At 40.9% G+C, this 12,579-nt stretch carries 12 protein-coding genes; all 12 read right to left on the bottom strand.

Going from position 1 to position 12,579, the window contains the following annotated elements:
- Positions 1-29: 29 nt before the first annotated feature.
- Positions 30-1,373 (bottom strand): adenylosuccinate lyase, encoded by a 1,344-nt coding sequence (gene purB / locus E4T88_RS07055; RefSeq protein WP_135104762.1) that lies wholly within the window; start codon positions 1,371-1,373, stop codon positions 30-32.
- A 335-nt stretch (positions 1,374-1,708) separates the two neighbouring features.
- Complete coding sequence (locus tag E4T88_RS07050) at positions 1,709-2,812, bottom strand: DegT/DnrJ/EryC1/StrS family aminotransferase (RefSeq protein WP_135104761.1); 1,104 nt, start codon at positions 2,810-2,812, stop codon at positions 1,709-1,711.
- Between the two features lie 5 nt (positions 2,813-2,817).
- A complete protein-coding gene (recN, locus tag E4T88_RS07045; RefSeq protein ID WP_135104760.1) occupies positions 2,818-4,482 on the bottom strand; it encodes a DNA repair protein RecN in 1,665 nt (554 codons plus the stop codon).
- Positions 4,483-4,492: 10 nt separating this feature from the next.
- Positions 4,493-5,686, bottom strand: a complete 1,194-nt coding sequence (locus E4T88_RS07040) for a metallophosphoesterase (protein WP_135104759.1) — start codon at positions 5,684-5,686, stop codon at positions 4,493-4,495.
- Complete coding sequence (locus E4T88_RS07035; RefSeq protein ID WP_228093795.1) at positions 5,683-6,816, bottom strand: metallophosphoesterase; 1,134 nt, start codon at positions 6,814-6,816, stop codon at positions 5,683-5,685. Before E4T88_RS07035 ends, E4T88_RS07040 begins: the two co-directional genes overlap by 4 nt.
- A gap of 151 nt (positions 6,817-6,967) precedes the next feature.
- Positions 6,968-7,651: a zinc metallopeptidase gene (locus E4T88_RS07030; protein WP_135104757.1), complete on the bottom strand. Its 684-nt coding sequence runs from the start codon at positions 7,649-7,651 to the stop codon at positions 6,968-6,970.
- Positions 7,652-7,914: 263 nt separating this feature from the next.
- Positions 7,915-9,180 carry an adenylosuccinate synthase gene (locus E4T88_RS07025; RefSeq protein WP_135104756.1) on the bottom strand — a complete coding sequence of 422 codons (1,266 nt, stop codon included), beginning with the start codon at positions 9,178-9,180 and terminating at the stop codon, positions 7,915-7,917.
- A complete protein-coding gene (locus E4T88_RS07020) occupies positions 9,177-9,689 on the bottom strand; it encodes a Fur family transcriptional regulator (protein ID WP_135104755.1) in 513 nt (170 codons plus the stop codon). The genes E4T88_RS07025 and E4T88_RS07020 overlap by 4 nt, the downstream gene beginning before the upstream one ends.
- 174 nt (positions 9,690-9,863) lie before the next feature.
- Complete coding sequence (locus E4T88_RS07015; protein WP_135104754.1) at positions 9,864-10,622, bottom strand: NigD1/NigD2 family lipoprotein; 759 nt, start codon at positions 10,620-10,622, stop codon at positions 9,864-9,866.
- Between the two features lie 139 nt (positions 10,623-10,761).
- A complete protein-coding gene (locus tag E4T88_RS07010) occupies positions 10,762-11,208 on the bottom strand; it encodes a nucleoside deaminase (protein WP_135104753.1) in 447 nt (148 codons plus the stop codon).
- Complete coding sequence (locus E4T88_RS07005) at positions 11,205-11,420, bottom strand: hypothetical protein (protein ID WP_018074919.1); 216 nt, start codon at positions 11,418-11,420, stop codon at positions 11,205-11,207. Before E4T88_RS07005 ends, E4T88_RS07010 begins: the two co-directional genes overlap by 4 nt.
- 63 nt (positions 11,421-11,483) lie before the next feature.
- On the bottom strand, positions 11,484-12,569 hold the full coding sequence (gene dinB / locus E4T88_RS07000; RefSeq protein ID WP_135104752.1) for a DNA polymerase IV: 1,086 nt from the start codon (positions 12,567-12,569) through the stop codon (positions 11,484-11,486).
- Between the last annotated feature and the right edge of the window lie 10 nt (positions 12,570-12,579).

Genomic DNA, 12,579 nt, shown 5'->3' with positions numbered 1-12,579 from the left:
ACCTCACGGTTATTATACAACGTAAAAATTTATACACCAGTGTAAGTATGAGGTGTAATTTTTCTCAGTTCATCTTTCACAGCATCACTGACATTCAGCTCATCGATGAATTCTGCAATTGATTCTGCTGTAATTGCATTGTTCGTACGAGTAAGAGCCTTCAGTGCTTCATAAGGTTTCGGATATCCTTCACGACGAAGAATCGTTTGAATTCCTTCTGCTACAACTGCCCAGCAATTGTCCAGATCTCTATATAATGCTTCTTTATTCAATAATAATTTATCCAACCCTTTCAATGTACTTTGAATAGCAATCACGATATGCCCCATTGGTATACCTATATTACGCAATACAGTAGAGTCTGTCAAGTCTCTTTGCAAGCGCGAAACAGGCAGTTTACCAGCCAAGTGTTCCAATATTGCATTTGCTATACCCAGGTTACCTTCTGCATTTTCAAAATCGATAGGGTTTACTTTGTGCGGCATTGCCGATGATCCTATTTCTCCTTCTTTGATCTTTTGCTTAAAATACTCCATCGAAATATATTGCCAAAAATCTCTGTTGAGGTCTATCATTATCGTATCGATGCGTTTCAAAGCATCAAACACCGCTGCCAAGTTGTCATAATTGGATATCTGTGTTGTCCACTCTTCTCTCACCAAGCCCAACTTTTCGGATACAAACTTGTTTCCAAAAGCTTTCCAGTCATATTCGGGATAGGCTACCGTGTGTGCGTTATAATTTCCTGTAGCTCCTCCAAATTTAGCCGACAAAGGCACCGATCGGAGCAATTGCAACTGAGCCTGAAGGCGGCTGGCAAAAACCATAATCTCCTTACCCAAGCGTGTTGGCGATGCCGGTTGTCCGTGCGTTTTAGCCAGCATAGCTACGTCAGCCCAAGCCTCAGCCTGAGATGTGAGCTTCACGATCAACTCATCGAGCAAAGGATAATACACGTCTGTCAAAGCATCTTTTAAAGATAATGGTACAGATGTATTATTTATATCCTGTGAGGTAAGTCCAAAGTGAATAAACTCTTTGTATTGTTCAAGCCCAAGCTCATCGAATTTTTCTTTTATAAAATATTCGACAGCTTTTACATCATGATTTGTTACTTTTTCAGTCTCTTTTACACGTGAAGCATCTTCTTCCGAAAAATTATCAACGATAGACTGCAGTTTAGGAAAAACTTCTTTATCTATATTTTTCAATTGAGGTAGCGGCAATTCGCATAGAGCTATAAAGTATTCTACTTCTACTCGCACGCGATACTTAACAAGGGCATACTCTGAAAAATAATCGGCTAGTTTCTCTGTCTTATTGCGATAACGACCATCTATTGGCGAAATGGCAGTTAAGGGAGTTAGTCTCATTTTATGTTATAAGTACTTATGTGTTTTTAATTAGTCTTTTCTTAAAAAATCTCTCTTTCAATATCACTACTTACTTTGAACTACAAATATACAACAAAATATAGTTCTAAAAGGTTTTTATAGACTGTAAATCATCGTTTTTTTTATCTTTTTAAGACAAAACAAAACAGCCTTGAAGTTCTTTACCTGAAGAGCATTTATAAAAACATTGTACCGCATTTCTTCGGAAATAAAAAATTCACTTCGAATTTCTCTATTTGCGTTTACAATTTTCTTTAAAACACGAGAGAAGCGAACACCACACACAGAAGATAAAAAAACTAATAATCAAAGAATTAAAAACTATTTAAAGTCTTAATTATCTTTACCAATTCATCTTCTCGCAAAGACGAATAAAGCGGAAGACTTAATACCTCATCTTGCAGCAGTTCAGAAACAGGCAGATGCAAATGATTTAGTTCAGCATAAGCCGGCTGTTTGTGTATAGCATAAGGGTAATGTATTTGAGTCTGGATGGAGTTTTGCGATAAGTACTGCTGGAGTTCTTCACGATCTTTGCAACGCAACACAAACAAATGAAACACATGGCTATCCCAATCTCTTATTTCAGGCAAAATGAACCTGTCATTTTTTATGTTATCCAAGTAAAACTTTGCAATCTCCCGACGGCGTGAATTATCCGCATCCAAATATTTTAATTTAACTGAGAGGATTGCAGCTTGTATTTCATCAAGGCGGGAGTTTAGTCCCTTGTAGTTGTGTATATATTTTTCATCTGAACCATAATTCGATAAACTATTCACCACCTCTGCCAATTGTGTATCGTCCGTTGTTACTGCTCCTGCATCGCCCAACGAGCCAAGATTTTTCACAGGATAAAAGCTAAATGCTGCCGCATCGCCAATACTGCCCGTTTTTCTGCCTTTATAGACTGCACCTTGTGCTTGTGCAGCATCTTCGATAAGCTGAAGGTTATATTTGAGAGCTAATTGCTTGAGCTTATACATATCTGCGACTTGCCCATATAGATGAACCGCAATTATAGCACGGCTTTTGTTTGTTATCTTTTCTTCTGCTGAAGCAGGGTCGATATTGTATGTCACAAGGTCGCAATCTGCCAAAACAGGGACAAGCCCGCATTGCGTAACAGCTAAGACAGTAGCGATAAATGTATTTGCAGGAAGAATTACCTCATCACCCTCCTTTATACGCCCCATCACCATATATCCCATCAGAATGAGACGCAGGGCATCAAGACCGTTGCCCACACCCACACAGTGAGAGACACCACAGTAAGAAGCAAATTGAGACTGGAAGGATTCATTCGCTGCTCCTCGTATATACCAGCCTGAGTGTATAATACGAGCAGTTGCTTCTTTCAGTTCAGTTGCATAGCGTTCGTTTTCTCGTTTTAAGTTAAGGAATAAAATTTCGTTCATGCTGTTTAGACTTTTTTGTCCAACATTACTTTCGCATTTTGTATAGCCGCCTCTGTTACTGTAGAACCACTCAGCATGCGGGCTATTTCCGTTAAACGTTCTTCATCGGACAAACGCACCAAGTTTGTAGTTGTGGTATGTTCGTCATCCAATTTATAAACCTTGTAATGCGCTTTCCCTTTGGCGGCAATCTGAGGCAAGTGTGTTATTGCCAGCACTTGCATATTCTTGCCAAACTCACGCATCACCTCTCCCATTTTGTCTGCTATCTCGCCCGAAACACCTGTATCTATTTCATCGAATATAATAGTAGGCAATGCGGTTGCACCTGCAATCATGGATTTGAGGCAGAGCATCAGACGGGAAATTTCACCACCCGAAGCTATCTCCGCAACAGGCTGTAGAGGTACATTTTTGTTTGCAGAGAACTGAAACAGCACTCTGTCTAACCCATATATATTGGGATGTTTCTCTGTTATAATTTCACTTCTGAAACGAATGTTAGGCATACCCAGATAAGCAACCCGATCGGTCAGATCTTTCTCGAAACTATCGGTTATCGACGTACGACTATCGGTCAACTGCTTAGCTAGAGCGAATACCTTTTCCGACTTTTCGTGGACTTCCTTTTCAAGAGCTTCCACTTGCTGATCGGATGATTCTATATTTTCTATCTTTTGCTTAAATTCTTCATACAAAGCCAACAACTCGGATACAGCATTTACATGATATTTCTTCTGCAATGTGTAGATCAGATCGAGCCGTGATTCGATAAAAGCCAAACGCTCAGGGTTGAATTCCACGTCGTTTGCGAGCTTATCCATTTCGGAGGCAAGGTCTTTAAGATCGATATACGCTGTTTGCAAACGCTCGGATATTTCTTCCGAACGGGCATATACCTTTGCTAACTGTTGAGACGTATTGAGTCCTTCTTTGAGACCCAGCACGATTCCCTTATCATCGTCAGACAACAAGGAGTGTATCTTGAATAATGCCGACTTTATATCTTCGGCGTGAGTAAGTGTCTCCAGTTCGTTTTCCAATTCTTCCTGCTCTCCTTCCTGAAGAGCGGCTTCTGTCAAGGATTCGATCTGAAAACGAAGATAATCTTCTTCCTCTTTACTTTTCCTCACCGCTTCACGCAGCTCTGCCAATGCCTTTTCCGATTGCTTGTATTGATGGAAAGCTTGTTGGTATCTGCTCAGCAACTCTTTGTTGCCCGCCAAAGCATCTACCACCTGCATTTGGAAACGGGTGTCGGATAGCAACAAGTTCTGATGCTGCGAGTGTATATCGATCAACTGACTACCCAATTCTTTCAGATCAGTGAGCGAAACAGGCGAATCGTTGATAAATGCTCTTGATTTTCCTGTAGAGAGTATCTCCCTGCGCAGGATATAACTATCGGAATCGTACTCTATACCTTTCTCTTCGCAGAAAGCTCTGAGATCGTATGCCGAAACATCGAACGATCCTTCGATAACACATTTACTCTCCCCCTGCTTGATAGCCTTGATATCGGCACGCTGCCCAAGTATAAGAGACAGTGCTCCCAGAATAATAGATTTTCCGGCTCCTGTTTCTCCGGTAATAACAGAAAAGCCAGGCTCGAAGTCAATTTCAAGACTATCTATCAAGGCATAATTTTTTATGTATAGCGATCTTAGCATGGCTAATATATCATTTACTAAAGTTGACATTGAGAACTACAATCTCCGACACTGTGCCAATCCTGTATTGAGGTCCCGCCAACCCAAGTCCGGAGGACACATATACATGCGTATCTCCTTTTTTCTTATATCCGTAGGGAATCTCATACATAAACCTCATTTTGGAAGAAATACTCTCGGGCAATATCCCCGAGTTGTATATCATGGACGAAACAGCCATAATCACATTGTTTGGAAAAAACTGACCGTTGTGCGTATGACCATACAGAGCGATATCTGCACCAGCTTCAACCTCTTCCTGCAAGCGATGCGGCTCGTGATTCATCACAATGACAGGATATTGCCGGTCTACACCCTGCATTATTTCGGGTAATTGTTTACGGTTTTTACACATATCATCTTCTCTGCCTACAAGATAGAAAGAATCTGCGATCATAACAGTAGTATCACGCAAAACATTTATTCCGGCCTTTTGGCTCAACCACAAGATTTTTTCGTCCTTAGGCTCGTCCAGCTCTATATACTCATGATTTCCTGTAGACGCATACACCCCATAAGGAGCTTTGAGCCGATGAAACTCTGTTTCCATTTGCTGCTCGTATAGCGATTTGGCATCATAATCGACAATATCACCCACCAACAATATCAGGTCGGGTTTCTGCTCCATTATCTTATCCACATACATGGAAATAATTTTCTTGTCGATCAGATATCCCGCATGTATATCTGTAGCCACCACGATGCGCAAGTTTTTCACATTGGGCGAATGCTTCTCTATCGTGAGGTTCTTCTCCGTTATCACAGGATGCCAGAATCGGTAGTTCCCATTCCACATCACAGCCACGACCAAAAGCAATGCTGTACAAAAATAAACAAGTCGGGGCTTTTTTGCTGCAAAATCGAGCGAAAATATTTTTTTCTTTTTATTTATATATTTCACTAAATCATACAATAAGAGCAATGACGTCATATAGATAGTAAACAACATCCACGTTGTACCCGTCCAGGCGAATGTATGAAGCGCATCGAACGATAAGTGTTTTGAGGTAAAGAATCCGATAAAGTATATTATCAGCTCTGCAACATATATGGCAGTGTAGGGAATCTTAATATACTTCTTATCGGGCAATGCCTGCCATCCTCTCCAGTAGATGTATGCACTGAAGAATATCTGAATCATTATGGCATTGAAAAAGACTCTCATTTCTTTTTATTCACATCTATTACAACATACTCGGATTGTGTACCTATACGGAATTTCCCTCCCCAAAGACCAATCCCCGAACTTACGTATATATTTGCATTCCCTTTTTTTACAAAACCATGATCTCTCTCATATATTTTTTTGGTAATCATTGATATAGGCCACACCTGCCCTTGGTGGGTATGTCCCGAAATCTGTATATCAATACCGTTGGCTTCTGCCTCTTCGAGGTGATAAGGCTGATGATCGAGCATTATGATTGGCTTGGTATGATCGAGCCCCGCGACAAGCTCCTCCAATGATTTGCGATTCGGGTTAGACTTATCGTCTCTCCCAACCACGTAAAAACAACTATCTACCTCGGCTACGGAATCACGCAAGAGATGTACCCCTGCTTTTGTAATAAAATCGAAGCTCTCTTTTGCTCCGCTTATATACTCGTGATTTCCGGGGCAAGCATAAATGCCCATCGGTGCCTTTATCTTATGAAAGACTTCTGCAAAATGCCCTTCTTTGAGCGGACGCACGCTATTGTCGATAATATCTCCGGCAATGAGTACAATGTCAGGATTTTCGGCATTTATTAGGTCTACCCATTTTTCAAACTCTTTTTCACCGATGCCATACCCCAAATGCAGGTCGGTAATGGCAACAATGCGTAACGAGCGTGGCGAAATAGTATCACCAAAGGTTTTATATATCTGAACAGGAAGATCGACCCTCACTTTCCACTGATATTTAAGATAGCCGCAGGTCATCAGCAGTGCAACAAAGCCTACCATCAGCCCCAGACCAACCCAGTTGTCTCTCGTATAACGGGTGATGGAATCGCTCGGCATAAAGTGCAGCAACTTATTACTAAGCCCCAGCAAATCCTTTGCAGCAATTATCATTAGGAAATAAAGAAGGATGAAAAACCATGCTGTACCCACTTTGTATAGCAACGAAGTAAGCCCTACCGGCAAGGAGTCCCCGATCAAGAAGGATATGAAAAATGAAGTAACCGCTATAACCGCAAACGACAAAAGTGCTATACGCCCCACATTACTCGGAGGCATCGCAATCCAAAAGTGCCTGAATACATAAAAATTAGCTAAGAGGTATACTGTGAATACTATAATAAAAAACATCGATTTCATTTATACGTTTATTGTGTGTATGTATATACAGATGCAAAAGATGCATAGGTAAAGAGTACGGGCTATTAACCTTTCGGTTTATGTGAAAAAAGAGCAGTCGCCAATGACCACTCTTTCGAATATCTTTCTATCGTATAAACGATTAGCTACGTCTGCCACTCATGGCTATCATGATGTAATATATAAGCGTAGCCAATGAGCCGATAGCTGCTATCACATAGGTATAAGCTGCCCATTTGAGAGCATCCTTTGCCATATCATGATTGTTTACATTTGTCACTCCGGCAGTATTAAGCCATGCCAAAGCGCGGCTACTGGCATTCACCTCTACAGGGAGTGTAACAAAACTGAATATTGTTGTCATTGCAAAAAGAGCAATACCAATCCATATCAAGGCAGGAAATATATTAATCGTAAATATTCCGGCAAGAATAACCCACATCACAATGCTTGATGAAAAGCTTACAACAGGTACAAGAGCCGAACGCATCTTCAACGGTCCATACTCGTGAGCATGCTGTACCGCATGACCACATTCGTGAGCAGCTACAGCAGCAGCAGCCACACTATTGCTGGCATATACACCTTCGCTCAGATTGACTGTCTTATTGGCAGGGTTGTAGTGATCCGAAAGCATACCGCTTGTAGATACAACTTTCACATCATAAATTCCATTGTCATGAAGCATCTTTTCGGCTACATCACGACCTGTCATTCCGCTGCTCAACGGAACTTTAGAGTACTTATTAAACTTGCTTTTCAGCATCTGCTGAACTGCAAAACTGGCTATTGCTATTAGTCCAAATAATATCCAACCTATAGGCATAGTCTATTTCTTTTTAAAATGATTTTTTCTACTAATTTACTTGTTAGTAACTAAACAAAAAATGTGCCACCTGAGTTTTTGTCATATAATGTATTTGAATGACAATCACATTTCTTAATTAAATTTGACTTATTTTTCGTTTCAGCCGTCTCTATTAAAAACCTAATGTCATGCAGAATGAAATAAAACCGTCTTTTTCTATCTTGAAGACGCCTTACTCTCATTCAGCATGACAAAGAGGTCGATATATTTCTTATCAGAAATTATTTACGAATAATGGTCTGCGCTCTGTCCGGTCCGAGCGAAACAATACGGATAGGCACACCCAGTTCTTTTTCGAGGAATGCAACATAATCGCTGAATTCTTTCGGGAACTGGTCTTCCTTCTGCATTTTTGTCATATCGGTTTTCCAACCCTTCATTTCCTGATATATAGGTTTGATACTATCATCTATCTCGAAAGGAAATTCGGTTACTCTCTCTCCGTTTACTTCATAAGCCACACAGGCTTTTATAGTTTCGAATGTATCGAGCACGTCGCTCTTCATCATTATCAGCTGGCTCACACCATCTATCATTATAGCATAGCGCAAAGCAACCAGATCGATCCATCCGCAACGACGCGGACGACCTGTTACCGAGCCAAACTCAAATCCGAATTCACGCAACTTATCTCCCGTAGCATCATGCAGCTCGGTAGGAAACGGCCCACTACCCACGCGTGTACAATATGCCTTGAAGATACCATACACCTCACCGATGTTTCGAGGGGCAACACCCAGACCTGTAGAAGCTCCGGCTGTAATCGTATTGGAAGAAGTAACAAACGGATACGACCCGAAGTCGATATCCAACATTGTACCTTGTGCACCTTCTGCCAATATTTTTTTGCCCGACTTGGTAGCATTATTTATAAAGTGCTCGCTGTCGATAAAAGTAAATTCTTTGAGTTTCTTCACTCCTTCAAACCACTCTTTTTCGATATCAGCCAGCGCATTTGTATCGTAATTATATTGATTGAGAATCCTCAGATGTTTTGCTTTGGCAGCATTGTACTTTTCTTCAAAGTTGTGAAGAATATCGCCCACACGCAAGCCGTTGCGGCTAACCTTGTCGGTATATGTAGGTCCAATACCCTTACCTGTAGTTCCTATCTTAGAGTCTCCCTTCGATGCTTCGTAGCATGCGTCGAGCAAACGGTGTGTAGGAAGGATAAGGTGAGCCTTCTTTGAGATATATAGTCTCGATTTGAGATCATGTCCCGATTTTTCCAATGCTTCTATTTCTCCTTTGAATAAAGCAGGATCGAGCACAACTCCGTTGCCGATAACATTCAGTTTATTTCCCTGAAATATACCGGATGGTACTGAACGGAGAACATACTTTTTGCCTTCAAATTCAAGTGTATGCCCTGCATTTGGACCACCTTGAAAACGGGCTACGATTTCATAATCAGGCGTTAGAACATCTACTATCTTTCCTTTACCTTCGTCGCCCCATTGCAGGCCGAGCAATACATCTACTTTCATTTTTTCTTATTAATACGAGTATTCTTACTTTCTGTTACTTTATTCTTTTTTTCTTCCGTCTTCTTAGCCCGTATACATTTGTTGCATATACCATAAATATACATGCTGTAATAGCTAACCTTGAAGCGTTGTAGTTTTTTCTGTTGCGCAGGAGTGAACAGGTTGCCATTTTTGTGCTCTTTCACCTCGCCGCAACTAAGACAGATCAGATGGTCATGGTTCTCATTTCCATAAGCACGTTCGTACTGAGACACATTTGCTCCAAACTGATGCTTGACTACCAGATTACAATCCAGCAACAGCTCTATAGTATTGTACAATGTGGCTCGGCTAACTCTAAAACACGACTGCTTCATAGAATTGTAAAGGGAATCCATATCGAAATGCCCTTTAGTAGAATAGATGTGATCCAGTATTGCGTATCTTTCGGGAGTTTTACGATGCTTGTTTAAATTCAGATAATCTGTGAATTCGTTCTTAACTTGGTCTTTTAGTTTAATGTTATCCATTTAAAAAAATCTGATCTGAACAAAAATACATCTTTTTAAAGAATAAACAGTGGTATAACCTCAGAAAAAAAAGAAAGTGTTCATAAAAATCAGTATCTCAAAGACTTTATAGCAGAAAAAAGAAAAAGAGAACTCTCACGAGCTCTCTTTTTCGAAAGGAAATCAAAAAGAATATTAATAAATATTCAGGTTAGTTGTTTTACTGTCGTCGCTTGGTATGTCTTTAGATTGAGCCTCAACCGCACCATACTTGTATTCAATCGTATCTGTCTTGGTTTTCCCACCAAAGTCCATCCATGTTATTTCAAATGTTACTTTATCTCGTCCTGCTATCAAATATGGCGCTAGATCGAAAGATACATAGCCACTCACAGGATAATGCTCCGGATCTTGTCGTTGGTTGTGTCTGAATTCCAGCTTCACCACATCACCTGACACCGACAAGTCGGGCTGTGCTGACACAAGATTGAGCATGTGGGCTGTGGTTCCGCCACTGTTATATCCAAAATAGATATTCAGATAGCCTCCGCTTGCCCATGCAGAATGAACCTTAATAGGATTGTGACCGATGCTGTCTTGCTTTGCCTGATCGTCGGACGGAATGTATACTACGCCCTTTGTCAACACTTCTTTGTAGCCGTTGAGTTTGATAGCATGATCATATCCCTGATATTGGTCGGATAAAATTGTGTAGTTTATAATAGCTCTGTTATATTTTGGTTTCAGATTTAACCCAACAGGAGCTGCAATCCACAGTTTTTTTCCATTGTCGAGCGTAAAATCATACGTATTTTCTCCCACTTTGTTTACGGTTACCATAGACACCCAGTATTTATCGAGTGAGTAACCATCATCGTCCGAACAAGAAGAAAATCCTGCTGTTAAAACAAAGCCGAGAATTGATGCTAAAAATAGTTTTACAGTTTTCTTCATAACTCTTTAATTTTTTAATCTATAGTTTAAAATACTTTTGCCTTACAATATAATAGACAATATTTCGTCCCTCATGCTGCATGAGAAAATATAAATTAATGTTAAACAATTAGTTATTGTCTATAATGCAGAAAGTTAACTACCTCTTCTGTTTGAAAAATTCTTTCATCAAAGAAGCGCATTCGTCTTCCATGACACCGGAAACAACTTCAGTTTTGGGGTGTAATATGGATGGGGAAAATACAGAGTAGCCTTTTTTTTCATCTTTTGCCCCATATACAATTTTAGATATTTGAGACCAGAGTATACCTCCGGCACACATCGGGCATGGCTCTATGGTAACATACAGAATACAATCGGTAAGATATTTACCACCAAGCACATTGGCGGCTGCCGTAATCGCCTGCATCTCTGCATGGGCTGTGACATCGTTGAGCGTTTCGGTGAGATTATGTCCACGTGCAATGATACGCCCCTTGCAAACAACTATCGCACCTATAGGAACTTCACCCTTGTCGAATGCCTGACGGGCTTCGTTAAGAGCCTGACGCATATAGTACTCGTCGTTGAGAATATTGGTTGTCATCGGCGCATTTCGTTTTCGCCAAAGAGCGTAGGATAATCCTGCTCAAGGCTTTTAAGCACATGGGTAATAATTGTTTCCCTGCACCATCGCGAACGGTTTGCTATCTTGTATTTCTTGATGTACGAAGATATAAGGGCATACTCTTCTTCGTTGAGCGAGAAAAGCAAATGTTTCGTGCGGTTACTATGTGCCCCTTTCTTCTTTGGTTTCATTGCTGCAAAAGTAAGTACTTATCTGAATATCTGAAAGGATTTTGAGAAGAATATACATTTAGCCTAACCTTTAGCCTCATCTTCTTCAAAATTGATGCGCAACTGAACAGCATCATACCAACCCATCTCATCATCGCTATTCTTTACACCCAAACCTATAAGGCGAACTTTAGGAGATAAATCAACGAGCTTAAGCAACTCAAATCCTGCTTTGTAAAACGATTCGTAGTCTTCCACAGCATCGGCGAATGTACGGCTTCGGGTTATTATCTTAAAGTCAGCATATTTGATTTTCAGGGTTACGGTTCGTCCCTTAAACTTCTTCTTCTGTAAGTAATCGAACGTATCACGTGCCACGACATCCAACTCCACAGCCAATTCGTCAAGCGAGTCGATATCCCTGTCGAAGGTTGTTTCGGAGCTGATGGACTTTCTGATGCGTTGCGACTCTACAGGACGATAATCGATGGCTCGTGCATTCTGATAATAAATATGTCCTGCTTTACCAAAAACAGATACAAGTTCATTCTCCGAACGTTGCTTCAAGTCCCACCCCGTCTTGATACCCATTTGATGCATTACTTTGGCTGTAACCTTCCCTACCCCAAAGAATTGCTCAATAGCTAGTGACTCCACAAACTGCTCAGCTACTTTAGGCTTTACAACAAACAGCCCGTTTGGTTTATTCTGATCGGAGGCAATCTTTGCTAAAAACTTATTGAACGAAACTCCCGCCGAAGCCGTTAGGTTTGTCGCATCTCGTATTTTTTGCTTTATCTCCTGTGCTATCTGAGTGGCTGAAGCTATATTCATATTATTCTCGGTAACATCGAGGAACGCCTCGTCCAGCGAGAGAGGCTCTACCAAATCGGTATATTCGTGGAATATCTCCATTATTTGTTTCGAAACAGACTTATAGACATCGAAGCGTGCGGGAACAAATATCAGATGCGGACATTTACGCAAAGCCGTTTTGGAAGCCATAGCCGAACGCACTCCGTAGCGACGAGCCTCGTAACTGGCTGCCGCCACTACTCCCCGAGGCCCCGCATAACCCACAGCAAGAGGCTTACCCCTGTATTCGGGATAGTCGCGTTGCTCGATAGATGCATAGAAAGCATCCATATCTATGTGGATTATTTTTCGCATATTCTTTCTT

Source organism: Dysgonomonas mossii, assembly GCF_004569505.1.
GTDB lineage: Bacteria > Bacteroidota > Bacteroidia > Bacteroidales > Dysgonomonadaceae > Dysgonomonas.
This window is presented reverse-complemented; position numbering and strand designations above follow the sequence as displayed.

Excerpts from the sequence above, each read along its gene's own strand:
- E4T88_RS07005 (WP_018074919.1), bottom strand. The coding sequence starts at position 11,420 with ATGAAACCAAAGAAGAAAGGGGCACATAGTAACCGCACGAAACATTTG.
- E4T88_RS07040 (WP_135104759.1), bottom strand. The coding sequence starts at position 5,686 with ATGAGAGTCTTTTTCAATGCCATAATGATTCAGATATTCTTCAGTGCA.
- E4T88_RS07015 (WP_135104754.1), bottom strand. The coding sequence starts at position 10,622 with ATGAAGAAAACTGTAAAACTATTTTTAGCATCAATTCTCGGCTTTGTT.
- E4T88_RS07020 (WP_135104755.1), bottom strand. The coding sequence starts at position 9,689 with ATGGATAACATTAAACTAAAAGACCAAGTTAAGAACGAATTCACAGAT.
- E4T88_RS07050 (WP_135104761.1), bottom strand. The coding sequence starts at position 2,812 with ATGAACGAAATTTTATTCCTTAACTTAAAACGAGAAAACGAACGCTAT.
- E4T88_RS07030 (WP_135104757.1), bottom strand. The coding sequence starts at position 7,651 with ATGCCTATAGGTTGGATATTATTTGGACTAATAGCAATAGCCAGTTTT.
- E4T88_RS07035 (WP_228093795.1), bottom strand. The coding sequence starts at position 6,816 with ATGTTTTTTATTATAGTATTCACAGTATACCTCTTAGCTAATTTTTAT.
- E4T88_RS07010 (WP_135104753.1), bottom strand. The coding sequence starts at position 11,208 with ATGACAACCAATATTCTCAACGACGAGTACTATATGCGTCAGGCTCTT.
- purB (WP_135104762.1), bottom strand. The coding sequence starts at position 1,373 with ATGAGACTAACTCCCTTAACTGCCATTTCGCCAATAGATGGTCGTTAT.
- dinB (WP_135104752.1), bottom strand. The coding sequence starts at position 12,569 with ATGCGAAAAATAATCCACATAGATATGGATGCTTTCTATGCATCTATC.
- recN (WP_135104760.1), bottom strand. The coding sequence starts at position 4,482 with ATGCTAAGATCGCTATACATAAAAAATTATGCCTTGATAGATAGTCTT.
- E4T88_RS07025 (WP_135104756.1), bottom strand. The coding sequence starts at position 9,180 with ATGAAAGTAGATGTATTGCTCGGCCTGCAATGGGGCGACGAAGGTAAA.